The sequence below is a fragment of the Paracoccus lutimaris genome, from assembly GCF_003337565.1.
Lineage (GTDB): Bacteria > Pseudomonadota > Alphaproteobacteria > Rhodobacterales > Rhodobacteraceae > Paracoccus > Paracoccus lutimaris.
Window position 1 is genome coordinate 41,469 of sequence record NZ_QPJL01000005.1, and the last position, 16,404, is coordinate 57,872.

Sequence of the window (16,404 nt, forward strand, 5' to 3'; positions counted from 1 at the left end):
TCCGTCTCTCCTCAACCCAGGTCAATGCGCGCGCGAAAGGTCATGTCGACCCGCCGCCCCACGCCATTCTCGGCCCGGCGCGCGGTCGCGCGCAGGAACCACAGCCCCGCCAGATGACCGTGATCCAGCGTGATCTCTGCCGTCTCAAGCGCCTCCGAGACCGCCACCGCGACCTCTTTCACCGCCCCGAACCCGTTCGCCTCATCGGTGCCCGACAGGACCGAGACGATGAAATCATGGCGCGCACCTGGCGCCGTCATGTCACCCGCGTCCCGGACCTCTTCCGGCCCCAGCGAGACATATGTCCCGGTCGGCGCCGCCACCGGCATCGCGTCATAGATCGCATCCCCGACCAGATCGGCCAGCGCCTCGCTGTCACGCAAAGCCTGATAGACTGCCGTCTGAAGCGCGGCCGTCGCTGCATAGCTCATGCCAGGGACTCCTCTTTCGCGATGCATGCCAGCCAGCAGCCCTGCGGGTCGCTTTCGGCCACCGCCTCGATCCTGAAACGCCGCGCCTGCGGACCCTCGCCCATGCGCAGCCGCTGCTCGGGGCGCGGACGGCGCGGGTCGCCTGCGGCCGCCGCCCTGACGGTGATCCGCCAGGTCACGACACTTCGCGCCCCCACCTCGGCGAACCGCTCGCCGCCCGCGCCCGACCGCATCTCGGCCCAGATCTGCCCAGTGTCCTGCCAGACCAAGCGATAACCACCCATGCCGTCGGGCTCACGGACCGGGCTTTCGATCACCAGCGGCACCGTCAGCCGCGGCGCCGTCATGCCCGGCCGCGCGAATTGCCGCGCCCCCCCAGCACCCGGACCGAGCGCCAGCGCTCGATCAACGCACTGACCCCGAAGGGGATCGCCGATTGCGTCCCCTCGAAGCTGCGATCCTCGTGATAGCGCGCGGCCAGCATCAGCACCGCCTGCGCCAGATCGGCCGGCACATCGGACCATTGCGGACCAAAGCCCGCGCGAAAGGTGATGGTCACATGACCGCCACACGGAATCTGCGGCAAAAAGGCCCCGACCGGCGCCAGAACCGGGCGCTGCATGTCGGGCTGCAGGCGATAGCTTGCCGGATCGACCAGCGTCAGGTTGCCCGCGCCATCGTCGATCTCGACCCGCTCGATGGCGGCCACCGGCGCCAGCGGCAAGGGTTGCCCCATCGGGTCGCGCCATTCCTCAAGCCGCAGGCGGAACTGCCGCACCAGAAGCGCCTTGCCGGTGCGCGCCTCGATGGTGGCCATGGCCGCCCGCAGAAAACCCGCCAGGGCCGCAGTTTCGGCCGCGTCCCCGGCCATCTCGAACCCTGTTCCCAGCCGCAGATGGTCTCGCAACCCTGCGACCGGCAGCGCCTCAAGGGCTGGCGCCGTCACTTCCACAAGCATCATCTTTGTCTCTCCCGTTCGCACGGTGGCTGCATTCCCAAGGGCGAATGACATGGGGGCCGCGCATGTCCGCCCTTGCGCGCGCGGACAGTTGCTCAGCCGGTCGGGCGGACATTTTTCCGCGCGGCCCCCGCTTCGGCCTTGGATCAGCCGAAGACCATCAGCTTGATGGCACGGGCGTCAGTGACGCCGCCGCCGACGCGTTTGGTGGCATAGAACAGCACATGCGGCTTGGCCGAGAAGGGGTCGCGCAGAACCCGCAGGTCCGGGCGCTCGACGATGGTATAGGCCGAGCGGAAATCACCAAACGCGATCGAGAAGGACCCTGCCGCGATGTCGGGCATGTCCTCGCAGACCAGCACCGGATAGCCCAGCAGCTGCGCCGGCTGACCCATCGCCAGGCTGTCGGCCCACAGGAAGCGGCCATCGGCGTCACGCATCTTGCGCACGGCAGCGGCGGTCTTCGAGTTCATCACGAAGGTGCCGTTGGCGCGGTATTGCGCACCCAGCGCATAGACCAGATCGATCAGCGCATTGGCCGGGTTGGTCGAGGCAAAATCGCCCGCCCCGCCCGAAGGGATGGTGCCGATCTGCACATTGGTCGCGGTGCCGTTCGGGGCTTTCGCATGGGTCAGGAATCCCTTGGGCTTGTTGACGCCGTCGCCGCTGACAAAGGCCGTGGCCTCGGCACGGGCAAACTTGGTGGCGATGCAATCGGCCAGCCAGGTCTCGATGTCGAAGGCCGCGTCGTCCAGCAGGCGCTGGCTGGCCTTGGGCATGGCCGACAGCTCATGGACCGGAATGACCACGCGCTGCACGGTCGAGGTGCCGGTCTCGGCCTGCGCGGTCGCCTCGGTGGACCAGCCGCTGGCGATATCGCCCATGTCGACCAGCACTTCGTAATTGGCGGACTCGACAGCCACGACATTGGCCACGCGACGCAGCGAAGCGGTGATGTTCAGCGCGTCCTGCACCTGCAGCGCCACGGTCGGCGCAGCCAGGAAACCGCCGTCGCTGACGGTGCTCATGGCCTTGCCTTCCAGCGGCAGGCCGCGCAGCGCGTCATCATCGCCGTGGCGGATATAGGCGTCGAACGCCTTTTGATGCGGTGCGCCGGCATCGGCCTCGGCCGACAGAGGGGCGCGGCCACGGGAAATGGTCTTGCGGTCCAGCATGGTCATGCGATCTTCCTGTGCTTGCAGTCGTTTCTGAATATCGGCGCGGAACGATTTGAGTTCATTGACGAACCCGATCATCTCAGCCCCCAGGTCGCCGGGCATGTCCGCCCCGGCCGCGGCTTTCACCTCGGTCATGGTTCCCCTCCAATCGGTGAAACTTATTCGGCGCGCAGCGCCATGGTGGCGGCCCGAAAGGCCGCTGCCATCTCGGTGATTTCTTCGGAACCGCGGTCGGATTTCTTGCCGACCTTGGCCTCGGCCAGCATCGGGAATGTGACCAGAGACACCTCCCACAGCTCGACCTCACTCAGCAGGCGGCGGCCCTTGCTGTCGCGCTCGGCAGAGATGGTGCGATAGCCGATCGACAACCCATCGATGGCCCCCGCCGCGATCAGCGCCGCCGCCTCGCGGGCCTGGGCAATCTCGGGCAAAAGGCGGCCCTTGACCCACAGGCCCTTGTCGTCCTCGCGGATTTCCTCCCAGACGCCGATGGGCCGGGTCGGATCGTGCTGCCACAGCATCCGCACCTTGTCGCCGCGCGCCTCCAGCCGCTTCAGGCTGGCGGCATAGGCCCCCTTCTGGACGATGTCGCCACCCTGATCGGTCAGGCCGAACAGGCTGGCATAGCCCTCGATCTGCGTGCCGTCGCTGACGATCTGCGCGCCCGGCGCATACTTCAACTCGAGCCCGTAATCCTTTGAATTCACGTCACCCTCCTTTCGGTGCATATTCCAGGATCGACTGCACCGCCTGGGTCAGGATCACCGCGACCACGCCATAGACGGTCATCCACAGCCGCCGCTCCAGCCCTTCGATCAGCGCCTCGATCCGCTCCAGCCGGCGCTCGACCTGGCCGAATTGCAGCGCCATGATCCGCTCCTGCGTATCAAGGCGCTGGTCGTGCCAGTCGAATGGCTCCTTGACGAAACGCGAGCCCTCCATCTCAGCCCTCCGCGATCGGCGGCAGGCCCAGCGCCGCACGCTTCTCGGCCTCGGTCAGAAAGCTCGCTTCGCCGATACGCTTCCATTGCTGGTCACGTTCCTCGGCCAAGGCCGGGACCTGATCGGGATCGGGCCGCAGATCGATCTCGGCGCCCAGATGCTCACCCAGCCACCAGGCCAGCGCACTGGCCACGCGCGTGACCAGCGGCAGCACGGTCAGGCGGTAGAATGCCCGATGCGCCTCGGCGTAATTGGCATAGGTCGCATCGCCCGGAATGCCGATCAGCATCGGCGGCACGCCAAAGGCCTGCGCGATCTCGCGCGCGGCGGCCTTCTTGGTCTCATGAAACTCCATGTCGCTGGGGCTGAACCCCATCGGCTTCCAGTCCAGCCCGCCCTCCAGCAGCATCGGCCGCCCGGCATTGCGCGCGCCCTGATGATGCATCTCCATCTCGGTCACCAGCCGGTCATACTGATCCGAAGACAGGCTCCCCTGCCCATCCGCGCCCTTGTAGATGATCGCCCCCGAGGGCCGCGCTGCATTGTCCAAAAGCGCCTTCGACCAACCTGAGGCGCTGTTATGCACATCGACCGCCACAGCAGCCGCCTGCATCGGCGACAGTCCGTAATGGTCGTCCAGCGGGTGAAAACTGCGGATATGACAGATCGGATCGGGACTGCCGGTCATGTCGAACCGGAACTTCCGCCCGCCCAGCGCATATTCATAGGCCTCGGGCCAGCCATCCGTCCCCGGCACCACCGACATCCGGTCCGAGCGCAGCACATGCAGCTCCGAGGGCAGCCCCTTGGCCCCCTCGCCCACCGCCTCCAGATAGCCGTTGCCGCTCAGCAGGATCTGCCCGATCAGCGCCTCGAACAGCTCGGCCCGCCCCTGCCCGGCATTGGGCCGCCGCAGCAGGTCCAGCACCGGATGCACCTCATAGCGCCGTTCGCGATCCTGACAGATCAGCGGCACGGCGGCGGCAGCTTCGGCGATCAGCCGCACGGCGCGAAAGCCGACCGGATTTCCGGCAAACCCCGTCCGCGTCAGGCTGACCGTATCGCGCGGCGACCACACCACCCGCCCCGAGCCCGAGGCCAGCGCCACCAGCTTGCCTGTAGCACTCGCCTTCTTTTCGACCTCGACGGGCGCGCTTTCCCGCCCGAACCAACGAAACGCCATAGGTTCCTCCTGAAATCCCAAGAAAAAAGGGCCGCAAGACGCGACCCTTTGCAGACCCCGAGAGATGATCCGGCGCCCGTTCTTTCATGCCCAAATATCCCGGGGTCCGGGGCAGAGCCCCGGCTTACAGCCCCCGCACCTGCGGCCGCCGGTAATGCGCCGAAGGCTCGATCATCAGCTCATGGACCGCCCAGACCAGCGCATCCAGCCGGTCGGGCGAGCCCTTGCCGTCATAGCCATGCAGCGTCATGCGGCACATCTGGTCCTCCAGCGCACCCAGGCCCCGCAGGTGGTGAACCCGCCCCTGCTCGTAAAGTGCCGCCACCGGCTCGGCCCGCAACCCCTTGCCGCGCCCCGCCCGCAAGGCGCGGAACGGCACCAGCGGATCGATCTGGCGGATCACGCTCTCGACCAGATCGCCGCCCTGATTGACCTCCGCGACCAGCCGCTCGGCGCCATGCCGCTCCATCGCGGCGATGGCGGCCCGCGCCCAGTCCAAAGGTCCGCCCCTGACGGTCGCGTCCTCCAGAACATAGGCGCGCCAGTCGGTGACCGGCCCTTCGGTGACGGCCCCCGCCACCACGATGCCGCATTCATCCGAGCCCGCGCCCCCCGTCACCGCCGGATCGACGGCAACGACGATGCGCGACAGCTTCGGCGCCGCATCGACCCGGCAACGCTCGATGGTCGCAGTCGCCCAAAGCGCCCCCTCGACATCATCCAGCAACACCCCTTCCAGCTCCTGCCGGCCCAGACGGGTGCCGGCATAGCGCGCCTCGACCTCGCTCAGGAAGCTCTCCGCCAGATAGGCGCGGTTCGCATCCGTCGGCGCATGGGTCGTAACGGTCGAGGCATTGCCCAGAATCCGCTTCAGCACCGCCACATTCCGTGGCGTGGTGGTGACGACCTGCTGCGGATGCTCGCCCAGACGCAGGGCGAATTGCAGCATGTCCCATGTATCTTCGGCCTTTTTCCACTTGGCCAGCTCATCGACCCAGGCCGCATCGAATTGCGGTCCGCGCAGGGCCTCGGGCTCATGCGCCGAATAGACCTGCGCGGTGGCGCCATTGGGCCAAAGCAGCCGGCGCCGTCCCGCCTCCCAGACCGGACGGCGGTCCGGGGGCGAGCAGGCCAGAATGCCCGACTCGCCAAAGACCATCACGTCGCGGGCCTGGTCAAAGGTCTCGCTGACCAGCGCCACGCGGCTCGCCCGGCCCGGTGCCTCGGGCGTCGCGCCCTCGACCTGGGCCCTGACCCATTCCGAGCCGGCGCGGGTTTTCCCCGCGCCGCGTCCACCCATGATCACCCAGCTTTTCCAGTCCCCTCTGGGCGGCAGCTGATGCGGCAGCGCCCAGAACTCGAACAGCCAGGGCAACGCGGCCAAAGCGTTCTCGCTCAGCCCGCCCAGGAACTCGTCAACCTCCTCCGGCTCTGCGCAGGCAAGCCAGGCGGCGCCCGATTTCATCTCGTGCTGCGGCAAGGTCAAGGACACCTGTCCCGACCGCTCCGGCAGCGTCCTTGCGAAGCTTGTCAACCTTGCTCCTTTCCTCCAGCACCAGATGGGCCGCGGCCCGCAGGTCGCGCACCAGTCTGCCGGATTCCTTCAGATCATCTGTTTCCCCGGCCTGGATCTTCAGCCGAAGCTGGTGAAGATCCCCCGCATAGGACCGAAACAGCCCATCGGCGATTTCGACCACATCCATATCTTGCGCCAAGGCGGCGCCGGGCACGAAAGGCCCTTCCGGCGCCTCCGGCCCCGGATCGAAGTTCATCGTCATTCGTGTGTCGCCCTGCCCTCGTGTGCCTGTCCGCACGAGCGAGACATGAAAAAAGCGGCCTCGGGTCCCTCAACCCGGCCGCTTGCCCACCTCTCCCAGCATGTATACTTTCTACTTCAGGGCGTTCGCCGAGTCAACGCTTAACCCAAGGTTGAGTAACGTTTCGTTATTCTTTATGTGAAAACAATGAACTAGCCAGCGCAACACCCCAGCGCACGCTGCGCAACGGGGGGCCAGTTCAGGGTGCAACAGCCCCGAATCCGCGCCCCCGCAAGATGGGGGGACGCGGAAGGATCAGTTGAAAATCAGCTCGTCTTGGGCTTCAGCGCATCGGCCTTGGCGCGGGCCTCGGCGGCGGCGGCAACGGCTGTGCTGGCCTCATCCTGAATGGACTGGGCATAGGCGACCATATTGGCGGCATAGGCTTCGGACCAGTCGGCGTAATCCTCGGCATTCATGCTGTCGACCTTGGCGCGCATTTCGGCGGCCTTGGCCTTGGTTTCGGCCACCTGCTTGTCCCAGCCTTCCTGCATGCTGTTCCATTGCGTGCGCACGCTTTCGCTGGCGTCGTCCAGATAGCCCTGAACCTTCTTCTTCAACTCTTCCTGACGGGCTTCGGCGCCCTCCTGCCAGCGACGGGCACCAGCCTCCATCTCGGCGCTCTTCGCCTCAAGCTCCTCCTGCCATTTCTTGATCCGCCCCTCGAAGCTGCGGGCGCCATCGGCGAGGTTGGTGAAAAGGTCGGACAACTTCATCGCTACATCTCCGTGCTGCGGCAGCGCCGTCATGGCGCATGGCCATAAGAACAAAGGCGATGGTGCAAGCGCGTAGCCGCTTTGTCAAACCGCGCGAAACGAGAGCGGCGGCGAAGCGCATCCGCATCGCCGCCGCCATGTTCCGCCAGCACTTATGCGCAGATCAGTCGCCCTGCACCGGCGACAGCGCCTGCCCGCGCTGGCGTTCGATTTCGCGCCAGCGCAGAACATTGGCATTGTGCTCGTCCAGCGTCCGCGCAAAGGCATGCCCGCCCGAGCCATCGGCCACAAAGAACACGTATTCCGTGTTCTCGGGGTCCATCGCCGCCTCGATAGCCGCCTTGCCGGGATTGGCGATGGGCGTCGGCGGCAGGCCGGCGATCTGATAGGTGTTATAGGGCGTGCGGCGGCGCAGCTCGGATGCGCGCAGCCCCCGGTCCAGCACGCCCTTGCCCTCGGTCACGCCATAGATCACCGTCGGGTCGGTCTCCAGCCGCATCCCCTGCCGCATCCGGTTGACGAATACGCTGGCCACGACGCGGCGCTCGTCGGGAACGCCGGTTTCCTTTTCGATGATCGAGGCCATGATCAGCGCCTCCTCGGGCGTCTGATAGGGCAGATCGGCCTCGCGCGCCTCCCAGGCGGCGGTCAGAATCGCGGCCTGGCGCCGCTCCATCTCGGCGATCAGCTTGGCGCGGTCAGCTCCCTTCTCGACGTCATAGGTATCGGGGGCAAGGCTGCCCTCGGGGGGGACATCGGCGATCTCGCCGCCAAGAAACCCCGCCTGTTTCAGCCCCTCGACCACCTGCCAGCTGGTCACGCCCTCGGCCACGGTGATGCGCAGCCGGGCGTCGGGCTTTTGCTCGGCGCTGGCGATCGCCTCGGGGGCGGATTCCTTGCCGGGGTCGTATTTCGCCTGTTCGGCGAATTCGCCCGTCGCTGCATCCATGTCGCGCAGGACCACCGAGTTTTCGCGCACGCCGATGCGGAACACCACCTCGGTGCCGCAGGTCGAAGGCCCGCCGGCGGTGATGACCTTGACCACCTCCTCCATGCTGGAATGCGGCAGCATCAGGTATGAGCCGAATTTCAGGTCGCGCGACTTGCCCGCGTAATCGGTTCCGGCCCGGAAGATATAGGCGTTCGAGACCACGCCCTGATCGGCCAGCTGCTCGCTGACCGCGCTCAGGCTGGCGCCGGGCGCGACCCGGACGCAGGCCGCGACGGCGCTGGGTCCTGGGGCGGTATACTGGTGCTTGGCCCAGGCCACGGCGGCCGCCGCAGCGATCAGGATCACGATCAGCAGGGTCAGGAAATTCGACGCGATATGGCGCCAGATCATTCCTTGACCCGTCCCATCACCAGACTGGCATTGGTGCCGCCAAAGCCGAAGCTGTTGGAGAGCACATAATCCACCTTGCGGCGCACGGCGGCATTGGCGGCCAGATCGATGGCGGTTTCCCGCGCGGGATTGTCCAGATTGATCGTCGGCGGGCAGATCTGGTCGCGGATCGCCAGAATGCAGAAGATCGCCTCGACCGCGCCCGCCGCGCCCAGAAGATGCCCGATCGAGGATTTGGTCGAGGACATGACCACATTGCCGGCCGCATCGCCCAGCATGCGCTCGACCGCGCCCAGCTCGATCACGTCGGCCATGGTCGAGGTGCCATGCGCGTTGATGTAATCCAGATCGGCCGGCGAGATCCCGGCGCGGTTCAGCGCCGCGGTCATGCTGCGGAAGCCGCCATCGCCATCCTCGCTGGGGGCGGTGATGTGATAGGCGTCGCCCGACAGGCCATAGCCGAGGATCTCGGCATAGATCTTGGCGCCGCGCGCCTTCGCATGCTCGTATTCCTCCAGCACGACGACGCCGGCGCCCTCGCCCATGACGAAGCCGTCGCGGTCCTCGTCCCAGGGGCGGCTGGCGGCCTTGGGGTCATCCTCGCGCTTGGTCGACAGCGCCTTGCAGGCGTTGAAGCCGGCAACGCCGATCTCGCCGATGGGGCTTTCGGTGCCGCCCGCGATCATCACGTCGGCATCGCCCAGCATGATCAGCCGCGCCGCATCGCCGATGGCATGGGCGCCGGTCGAGCAGGCGGTGACCACCGCATGGTTCGGCCCCTTGAAGCCGAAGCGGATCGAGACCTGCCCGGACACAAGGTTGATCAGCGCGCCGGGGATAAAGAAGGGCGAGACCCGCTTGGGCCCGCGTTCCTTGATCAGCACGGCGGTTTCCGCGATCGAGTTCAGCCCGCCAATCCCCGAGCCGATCATCACGCCGGTGCGGATGCGGTCCTCCTCGTTAGCCGGAACCCAGCCGGAATCCGCCACCGCCTGCGTGGCGGCGGCCATGCCGTAAAGAATGAAATCATCGACCTTGCGACGATCCTTGGGCTCCATCCAGTCATCGGGATTGAAGGTCCCGTTGCTGCCGTCGCCAAACGGGATCTCGCAGGCATATTTCGTCACCACATCCTTGGCGTCGAAACGGGTGATCGGCCCGGCCCCGGATTCTCCGGCCAAAAGCCTCGTCCAGGTCTCATCGACCCCCGAGGCCAGCGGCGTGACCATTCCCAGACCAGTGACGACAACTCTGCGCATCCACAGGCTCCTTCGCAACGCATAATCGCTTGGTTTCTACACGCCCCCCGCCCGGCGCGCAACGCCATGCGGCCCGACCGGCCGGGGCCCGCCCATGTGCGCCATACCGGCAGGAAAGCCACAGCACCGCCACAGCTTTCGCGGAACGGGAACTTTCGGGGTGGCCTCTCGTTGCATCCCTTGGGAATCGGCCTATTCTGCGGCCGGTCCTGAAATGACCCACGAAAGGACGACCGGATGACCACGCAGACCCAAGCCAGTGCTGAAGCCGCCTTGGACGAGATCAAGACAGTGACAGCCATGGTTCTGCCAGAGCCACCCGCCGCCGCCCCGACCCTGACCGGGGCCGAGCCCGCCGTGGCCGAGGAAATCCGCCGCCGCATCGCCGAGCTTGATATCCGCGATTCCGGCTCGATCGTGCATTTCGGCGCCCGCGCCCAGAACGAATTGCAGGAAATCAGCCAGGCCATGCTGGCCGATGTCAAGAACAAGGACGTCGGCCCCGCCGGGGAATCCCTGCGCGATATCGTGACCACCATCCGCGGCTTTTCGGTCAGCGAACTGGATGTGCGCCGCGAACGCAGCTGGTGGGAAAAGCTGCTGGGCCGCACCGCGCCTTTCGCGAAATTCGTCGCCAATTACGAAAAGGTGCAGTCCCAGATCGACCGCATCAGCTCGGATCTGGACGGCCACCAGCACCGGCTGTTGAAGGACATCAAGTCGCTCGATGTGCTCTATGAACGCACGCTGAACTTCTATGACGAGCTGGCGCTGTATATCGCCGCCGGCGAGGAAAAGCTGGCGCAGATCGACCGCGACGAGATCCCCGCCAAGGCCGCCGCCGTCGAGGCCGCGCCTGAGAACGACAAGGTCATGGCCGCGCAGGAACTGCGCGACCTGCGCTCGGCCCGCGACGATCTGGAACGCCGTGTCCACGACCTCAAGCTGACCCGGCAGGTGACCATGCAGTCGCTGCCCTCGATCCGGCTGGTTCAGGAAAACGACAAGTCGCTGGTCACCAAGATCAACTCGACGCTGGTCAATACCGTGCCGCTTTGGGAAACCCAGCTGGCGCAGGCCGTCACCATCCAGCGCAGTGCCGAGGCCGCCCGCGCCGTCAAGGACGCCAACGACCTGACCAACGACCTGCTGACCGCCAACGCCAAGAACCTGCGTCAGGCCAATGCCCAGATCCGCACCCAGATCGAGCGCGGCGTCTTCGACATCGAGGCCGTGCGCACCGCCAATGCCGAGCTGATCTCGACCATCGAGGACAGCCTGCGCATCGCCGATGAGGGCCGCACCCGCCGCGCCGCCGCCGAGGAGGACCTCAAGGTGATGGAGACCGAGCTGCGCAAGTCGCTGTCTTCGGCCAGCGCCCGCCCCGCCAACCCTGCCCCTGCAACAGCCGGACGATCTGCGACGCCGTGACCCCGATCCTTTCTGCCCGCAGGCCGCGCGCCGGCCTGCCCTTCGCCCTAGCGGCGCTGGCGCTTCTTGCCGCCTGCGCCGACCCCGCCGGCACCCCGCCGGCCTCGCCCGGCATCGACGCCACGGCCCCGCCCGAAAAGCCGGACCTGCCGCGCGTCGATCAGGCCGCCTTGCGCCGCGAACGGGCCGAGGATGCCCGCGCCGCCAATGCGCGTGCGACTGCGGCCGCCGCCTCGCCGGCCAGCGCCAACATGCGCCAATACCTCGCCGGGATCGAGGAAACGCTGATCGCGCGCGGCCGCCTGCGCACCGATCCGGGGACCGAGATCGCCCTGACCCCCGAACGCCTGACCGAGGATTTCATCCAGATCGCGCTGCATGACGAGTATGTCCGTCAGGGCGATGCGCTGGTGTCGCGCGGGGCGCCCGCGCCGCTGCGCCGCTGGCAGCAGCCGGTGCAGGTGCGGCTGTATTTCGGCGATTCCGTCGCCCCCGCCGAGCGCAGCCGCGACCGGGCCGAGGTGGCGGGCTTAGCCGCGCGGCTGCAGAAGGTCAGCGGCCATCCGGTGGGGCTGTCGGGCGCGGGCGGCAATTTCACCGTGCTGATCGTCAACGAGGACGAGCGCCACGCCATCGGCCCGCGCCTGACTTCGCTGGTGCCGGGGATTCCGCGCTCGGACGTGGCCGCGCTCAGCGATCTGTCGCCGCAGAATTACTGCACGGTCTTTGCCTATTCGCAGGGCAACTCCCCCGTCTATGCGCAGGCGGTGGCGCTGATTCGCGCCGAACTGCCGCCGCGCCTGCGCCGTTCCTGCGTGCATGAGGAAATGGCCCAGGGCATGGGTCTGGCCAATGACAGCCCGCGCGCGCGCCCCTCGATCTTCAACGATGACGAGGAATTCGCCTATCTGACCCGCCATGACGAATTGCTCCTGAAGATCCTCTACGATCCGCGCCTGCGCCCCGGCATGACCGAGGCCGAGGCCCGCCCCATCGTCTTGCAGATCGCCAGCGAGCTGTTGGGGACCGAGGTGTGAACGCAGGTCTTGCGCTGCTGCTGATCGCCGCCACGGCGGGCGGGGCAATGGCGCAGGACCGTCCGGCCTCGGTGGACTGGCTGATCGCCGCCTCGGCCGATCCCGGCAGGACCGTGATTGACCTCGGCGAATATCATCTGGATGGCAGCGGCGTGGTGGCGCTGGATCCGCTCACCGGCCTTGCCACCCCGCCAGCAAAGAGCCTGCCCACCAGCACGGCGCAGGTCCATGTCATTCAGGCCCATCAGGACGGGTTTGACGACACAGCCGCCCTGATGCTGACCCTTGGCAGGGGCAAGCCGGTCTGCGGTGTCCTGCTCGGCGGCTTCGGCGTCGATACCGGGCTTGCCGCCCTGGCCAACCAGAGCCATGCGGAAAAGCTGGACGGCTATGGCCGCATCCTCGACCTTGCCGGAAGCGACCTGTTCACCGCGCTGGAGCCCCAATTGCCGATGGAGGAACCCGCCGGTTTCGTAACCCTGCCCGAAGGCACGCGCTTTCCCGTTTCGCGCAGCGGCTATGGCGATGGCGCCTACCACCTGTTTCGCCTGAACGATGCCCAAGACGCGCCCGTCGCGCTGTACATCGACTTCATCGGCGATCGCAAAGGTGAATGGATCGACCCGCCGCCTTGCGCTAACGTCTGACCCGAACGGGGCCGCTGCCCCTTCCCGATACGAGGTAACCCATGTCCCTGTTCAACATCCTTGGCGGCGAGTTCATCGAGATCATCGAATGGACCGACGATTCCCGTGACACCATGGTCTATCGCTTCCCGACCGTGGGCAACGCGATCAAATACGGCGCCAAGCTGACCGTGCGCGAGGGGCAATCCGCCGTCTTCATCCACGAAGGACAACTGGCCGATGTCTTCGGCCCCGGCCTTTACATGCTGGAAACCAACAACTTGCCGATCCTGACTCGGCTGCAGCACTGGGACCACGGTTTCCGCAGCCCCTTCAAGTCGGAAATCTATTTCGTCAACACGACGCGCTTCAACGACCTGAAATGGGGCACCAAGAACCCGGTCATCGCGCGCGACCCGGAATTCGGCCCGGTGCGGCTGCGCGCCTTTGGCACCTATTCGATGCGGGTGACCGATCCCGGCAAGTTCATGCAGGAAATCGTCGGCACCGACGGCGAATTCACCGCCGATGAGATCAGCTTCCAACTGCGCAACATCATCGTGCAGGAATTCTCGCGCATGATCGCGGGCTCGGGCATCCCGGTTCTGGACATGGCCGCCAATACCCAGCAATTCGGCCAGCTGGTCGCCAAGGCGATCAGCCCCACGGTCGCCGGCTACGGCCTGACCATTCCCGAATTCTACATCGAAAACATCAGCCTGCCGGATGAGGTTGAAAAGATGCTCGACAAGCGCACCTCGATGGGCATTGTCGGCGACCTCAACCGCTTTGGCCAATATGCGGCATCCGAGACGATGCTGAACGCCTCGACCCAGCCCGGCGGCGGCATGGGCGCGGGTCTGGGCGCCGGGCTGGGCGCTGGCATGGGCATGGCCATGGGCGGCATGCAGCGCGGCCCATGGGGCCCTGCGCCGCAGCAGGCTGCCCCGCAAAGCCCGCCGCCCCTGCATCCCGAAACCGTCTGGCACATCGCCGTCGACGGTCAGGCCGAGGGGCCTTATGGCCGCGCCAAGCTGGGCCGCCTCGCCAATGAGGGCAAGTTCACCCGCGACACGCTGGTCTGGACCCCTGGTCAGGACGGCTGGAAAGCGGCGGATGAGGTGAATGAGCTGGCGCAGCTTTTCACCATCGCCCCCCCGCCGCCGCCCCTGCCCAAACAGGGCTAAGACGCGGGCATGCCGACGCCCCGGTCAGAATTCCGCTATCCCTGCGAGAATTGCGGCGCCAGCCTCGAATTCTCGCCGGGGCAGAACAGCCTTGTCTGCCCCTATTGCGGCCATGAACAGCAGATCGGCCCCGGCCCGGCCCGCGCCCCCGCAAGGCAGGCGCAGGACGGTCCCTGGGGCGAAAGCGCCATCCTGCGCGACCCGGCGACGGGCCGGGCGCTGCAATGGGATGCCGGCCACAAATCCCCCGGCCTGCGCGAATTGCCGCTGGCCGAGGGGCTGCGCCTCGACCAGAACAGCGACCTGACAGAAACCGTCCGCACGCTGTCCTGCCCCAATTGCGGCGCCAAGGTCGAAATCACCAGCGACCGCCACGCCTCGACCTGCCCGTTCTGCGCAACGCCCGTGGTGACCGATACCGGCACCACGCGCCTGATCAAGCCGCAAGGCGTCCTGCCCTTCGTCATCACCGAGCCGCAGGCCAAGGCCGCGCTGGAGGACTGGCTCAAGGGCCTGTGGTTCGCCCCCTCGGCGCTGATGGCCTATGCACGGCGCGGCAAACAGATGAGCGGCGTCTATTCGCCCTTCTGGACCTTCGATGCCGATACCGCCTCGCGCTACAGCGGCGCGCGCGGCGACTGGTATTACGAGACGGTCTATGTGACGCGCGAAATCAACGGCCGCCAGCAACGGGTCGCCGAACAGGTCCGCCGCACGCGCTGGACCAATGTCTCGGGACAGGTCGCGCGGAATTTCGACGATGTGCTGGTCCTGGCCGCCAGCTCGCTGCCGCGCCGCTTTACCGACGCGCTGACGCCGTGGGACCTGTCGCATCTGATGCCCTATCAGCCCGAATACCTCGCCGGTTTTCTGGCCGAGGGCTATACGATCCCGCTAGGCTCGGGCCATGACATCGCCCGTCAGGAAATGGCCGGGGTCATCGCCATGGACGTGCGCCGTGACATCGGCGGCAACGAACAGCGCATCACCGGCATCGAGACCCAGCACCGCGACGAGACCTTCAAGCATATCCTGCTGCCGGTCTGGACCGCCGCCTATCGCTACAATGGCAAAAGCTACCGTTTCGTGGTGAATGGCCAGTCCGGCCGGGTGCAAGGCGAACGGCCATGGTCGGTCTGGAAGATCGCCTTCGCGGTACTGCTGGCACTGGCCCTTGTCGCCGCCCTGCTCGCGCTGAACGAAAAGGGCGGCTATGTCCGCATCGGCGCCGCACAGGACGCGATTCCCGATCTTTCCACGACTCGAAGTTACCGCTATCACGAGCCATGGGACGGAGGACTGTCCGATCTGGCGTTAACTGGGGAAGAGGTGCGCATATGATCCTGTGTTCGGGGGAATCGCTGATCGACATGGTGCCCGAGGGGGCAAGCTATCGCCCGCTGCCGGGCGGCGCGGTCTATAATACCGCGATAGCGCTGGGGCGGATGGGTGCGGATACGGGCTATCTCTGGCCGATCTCGCGCGACAGCTTTGGCCAGACGCTCCTCGGCCCCCTGGCCGAGGCGCATGTCGACACCTCGCTTTGCCCGCGCAGCGACCGGCTGACCACGCTGGCCTTTGTCACCCTGACCGGGGGCGAGGCGCGCTATTCCTTTTACGACGAAGGTTCCGCCGGCCGCATGCTGACCGCCGAGGACCTGCCGCAGATCCCCGACCGGGTCAGCGCGCTGTTCATCGGCGGCATCAGTCTGGTCCCCGATCCCTGCGGCGCCGCCATCGAGGCGCTGGTCGAACGCGTCCGCCACCGCATCCCGGTGATGATCGACCCCAATATCCGGCCCTTCTTCATTCAGAACGCCGACGCCTATCGCGCGCGGCTTGAACGGCTCATCGCCATGGCCGATCTGGTCAAGCTGTCGGGCGACGATCTGGAATGGCTGATGCCCGATCTCAGCCACGAGGCCGCCGCCGCCTCGATCCTGACCAAGGGCCCGCGCGTGGTCTTCCAGACCGGCGGCTCTGCCGGCGCGCGCGCGCATTGGTCGGGCGAGGTCATCAGCGCCAGGGCGGTCCGGGTCGAGGTCGCCGACACGATCGGCGCCGGCGACACCTTCAACGCGGGCGTTCTGGCCGCCTTGGATCAGGCCGGCGTCCTCAGCCGCGAAGGCCTCGCGCGCCTGACCCCCGAGGCCATCATGGCCGCGCTTTCACAGGGCACCCGCGCCGCCGCGATCACCGTCTCGCGCCCCGGTGCCAACCCGCCCTGGGCCCACGAACTGGCCGCCCTGCCCGCCTGAAATCAGATGAAAACGGCCGCGCCCATCCCGGCGCGGTCC

The 16,404-nt window shown here is 66.8% G+C and carries 18 protein-coding genes; 6 read left to right on the forward strand and 12 right to left on the reverse strand.

Annotated features, from left to right (window positions below; all coding sequences use genetic code 11):
* Positions 1–11: 11 nt before the first annotated feature.
* From DFP89_RS06315 to fabF, 12 genes are all read right to left on the reverse strand, one after another.
* Complete coding sequence (locus DFP89_RS06315; RefSeq protein WP_114348585.1) at positions 12–431, reverse strand: DUF3168 domain-containing protein; 420 nt, start codon at positions 429–431, stop codon at positions 12–14.
* Entirely contained in the window at positions 428–778 is a 351-nt protein-coding gene (locus tag DFP89_RS06320) for a head-tail adaptor protein (protein WP_114348586.1), read from the reverse strand. The genes DFP89_RS06315 and DFP89_RS06320 overlap by 4 nt, the downstream gene beginning before the upstream one ends.
* Positions 775–1,392: a head-tail connector protein gene (locus DFP89_RS06325; RefSeq protein WP_114348587.1), complete on the reverse strand. Its 618-nt coding sequence runs from the start codon at positions 1,390–1,392 to the stop codon at positions 775–777. The genes DFP89_RS06320 and DFP89_RS06325 overlap by 4 nt, the downstream gene beginning before the upstream one ends.
* A gap of 143 nt (positions 1,393–1,535) precedes the next feature.
* Entirely contained in the window at positions 1,536–2,702 is a 1,167-nt protein-coding gene (locus DFP89_RS06330; RefSeq protein WP_114348588.1) for a phage major capsid protein, read from the reverse strand.
* 23 nt (positions 2,703–2,725) lie between these two features.
* Positions 2,726–3,295 (reverse strand): HK97 family phage prohead protease, encoded by a 570-nt coding sequence (locus DFP89_RS06335; protein WP_114348589.1) that lies wholly within the window; start codon positions 3,293–3,295, stop codon positions 2,726–2,728.
* Complete coding sequence (locus DFP89_RS06340; RefSeq protein ID WP_114348590.1) at positions 3,276–3,509, reverse strand: GTA head formation protein, RCAP_rcc01685 family; 234 nt, start codon at positions 3,507–3,509, stop codon at positions 3,276–3,278. Before DFP89_RS06340 ends, DFP89_RS06335 begins: the two co-directional genes overlap by 20 nt.
* A gap of 1 nt (position 3,510) precedes the next feature.
* A complete protein-coding gene (locus DFP89_RS06345) occupies positions 3,511–4,692 on the reverse strand; it encodes a phage portal protein (RefSeq protein ID WP_114348591.1) in 1,182 nt (393 codons plus the stop codon).
* Between the two features lie 124 nt (positions 4,693–4,816).
* Entirely contained in the window at positions 4,817–6,157 is a 1,341-nt protein-coding gene (locus DFP89_RS06350; RefSeq protein WP_114348592.1) for a DNA-packaging protein, read from the reverse strand.
* Entirely contained in the window at positions 6,108–6,470 is a 363-nt protein-coding gene (locus tag DFP89_RS06355) for a permease (protein ID WP_114348593.1), read from the reverse strand. Before DFP89_RS06355 ends, DFP89_RS06350 begins: the two co-directional genes overlap by 50 nt.
* Before the next feature lie 305 nt (positions 6,471–6,775).
* Positions 6,776–7,225, reverse strand: a complete 450-nt coding sequence (locus DFP89_RS06360; RefSeq protein WP_114348594.1) for a hypothetical protein — start codon at positions 7,223–7,225, stop codon at positions 6,776–6,778.
* Positions 7,226–7,388: 163 nt separating this feature from the next.
* A complete protein-coding gene (mltG, locus tag DFP89_RS06365; protein ID WP_114348595.1) occupies positions 7,389–8,567 on the reverse strand; it encodes an endolytic transglycosylase MltG in 1,179 nt (392 codons plus the stop codon).
* Positions 8,564–9,826 (reverse strand): beta-ketoacyl-ACP synthase II, encoded by a 1,263-nt coding sequence (gene fabF / locus DFP89_RS06370; RefSeq protein ID WP_114348596.1) that lies wholly within the window; start codon positions 9,824–9,826, stop codon positions 8,564–8,566. The genes mltG and fabF overlap by 4 nt, the downstream gene beginning before the upstream one ends.
* 237 nt (positions 9,827–10,063) lie before the next feature.
* Here fabF and DFP89_RS06375 point away from each other — a divergent pair, with 237 nt between their 5' ends.
* Genes DFP89_RS06375 through DFP89_RS06400 form a run of 6 tightly spaced genes read left to right on the forward strand, consistent with a single transcriptional unit; the run spans position 10,064 to position 16,365 of the window.
* The gene (locus DFP89_RS06375) at positions 10,064–11,257 is read left to right on the forward strand and encodes a toxic anion resistance protein (protein ID WP_114348597.1); all 1,194 of its coding nucleotides are present in this window, start codon (positions 10,064–10,066) and stop codon (positions 11,255–11,257) included.
* Positions 11,254–12,294 (forward strand): DUF2927 domain-containing protein, encoded by a 1,041-nt coding sequence (locus tag DFP89_RS06380; RefSeq protein ID WP_114348598.1) that lies wholly within the window; start codon positions 11,254–11,256, stop codon positions 12,292–12,294. Before DFP89_RS06375 ends, DFP89_RS06380 begins: the two co-directional genes overlap by 4 nt.
* The gene (locus DFP89_RS06385) at positions 12,291–12,941 is read left to right on the forward strand and encodes a DUF4241 domain-containing protein (RefSeq protein ID WP_114348599.1); all 651 of its coding nucleotides are present in this window, start codon (positions 12,291–12,293) and stop codon (positions 12,939–12,941) included. Before DFP89_RS06380 ends, DFP89_RS06385 begins: the two co-directional genes overlap by 4 nt.
* Positions 12,942–12,982: 41 nt before the next feature.
* Positions 12,983–14,107 (forward strand): SPFH domain-containing protein, encoded by a 1,125-nt coding sequence (locus DFP89_RS06390; RefSeq protein ID WP_114348600.1) that lies wholly within the window; start codon positions 12,983–12,985, stop codon positions 14,105–14,107.
* Between the two features lie 9 nt (positions 14,108–14,116).
* The gene (locus DFP89_RS06395; RefSeq protein ID WP_114348601.1) at positions 14,117–15,448 is read left to right on the forward strand and encodes a TFIIB-type zinc ribbon-containing protein; all 1,332 of its coding nucleotides are present in this window, start codon (positions 14,117–14,119) and stop codon (positions 15,446–15,448) included.
* Positions 15,445–16,365, forward strand: coding sequence for a carbohydrate kinase family protein (locus DFP89_RS06400; protein ID WP_114348602.1), 921 nt, complete (start codon positions 15,445–15,447; stop codon positions 16,363–16,365). Before DFP89_RS06395 ends, DFP89_RS06400 begins: the two co-directional genes overlap by 4 nt.
* The last annotated feature ends 39 nt before the right edge of the window (positions 16,366–16,404 follow it).

Excerpts from the sequence above, each read along its gene's own strand:
- DFP89_RS06315 (WP_114348585.1), bottom strand. The coding sequence starts at position 431 with ATGAGCTATGCAGCGACGGCCGCGCTTCAGACGGCAGTCTATCAGGCT.
- DFP89_RS06320 (WP_114348586.1), bottom strand. The coding sequence starts at position 778 with ATGACGGCGCCGCGGCTGACGGTGCCGCTGGTGATCGAAAGCCCGGTC.
- DFP89_RS06325 (WP_114348587.1), bottom strand. The coding sequence starts at position 1,392 with ATGATGCTTGTGGAAGTGACGGCGCCAGCCCTTGAGGCGCTGCCGGTC.
- DFP89_RS06330 (WP_114348588.1), bottom strand. The coding sequence starts at position 2,702 with ATGACCGAGGTGAAAGCCGCGGCCGGGGCGGACATGCCCGGCGACCTG.
- DFP89_RS06335 (WP_114348589.1), bottom strand. The coding sequence starts at position 3,295 with ATGCACCGAAAGGAGGGTGACGTGAATTCAAAGGATTACGGGCTCGAG.
- DFP89_RS06340 (WP_114348590.1), bottom strand. The coding sequence starts at position 3,509 with ATGGAGGGCTCGCGTTTCGTCAAGGAGCCATTCGACTGGCACGACCAG.
- DFP89_RS06345 (WP_114348591.1), bottom strand. The coding sequence starts at position 4,692 with ATGGCGTTTCGTTGGTTCGGGCGGGAAAGCGCGCCCGTCGAGGTCGAA.
- DFP89_RS06350 (WP_114348592.1), bottom strand. The coding sequence starts at position 6,157 with ATGAAATCGGGCGCCGCCTGGCTTGCCTGCGCAGAGCCGGAGGAGGTT.
- DFP89_RS06355 (WP_114348593.1), bottom strand. The coding sequence starts at position 6,470 with ATGACGATGAACTTCGATCCGGGGCCGGAGGCGCCGGAAGGGCCTTTC.
- DFP89_RS06360 (WP_114348594.1), bottom strand. The coding sequence starts at position 7,225 with ATGAAGTTGTCCGACCTTTTCACCAACCTCGCCGATGGCGCCCGCAGC.
- mltG (WP_114348595.1), bottom strand. The coding sequence starts at position 8,567 with ATGATCTGGCGCCATATCGCGTCGAATTTCCTGACCCTGCTGATCGTG.
- fabF (WP_114348596.1), bottom strand. The coding sequence starts at position 9,826 with ATGCGCAGAGTTGTCGTCACTGGTCTGGGAATGGTCACGCCGCTGGCC.
- DFP89_RS06375 (WP_114348597.1), top strand. The coding sequence starts at position 10,064 with ATGACCACGCAGACCCAAGCCAGTGCTGAAGCCGCCTTGGACGAGATC.
- DFP89_RS06390 (WP_114348600.1), top strand. The coding sequence starts at position 12,983 with ATGTCCCTGTTCAACATCCTTGGCGGCGAGTTCATCGAGATCATCGAA.
- DFP89_RS06395 (WP_114348601.1), top strand. The coding sequence starts at position 14,117 with ATGCCGACGCCCCGGTCAGAATTCCGCTATCCCTGCGAGAATTGCGGC.
- DFP89_RS06400 (WP_114348602.1), top strand. The coding sequence starts at position 15,445 with ATGATCCTGTGTTCGGGGGAATCGCTGATCGACATGGTGCCCGAGGGG.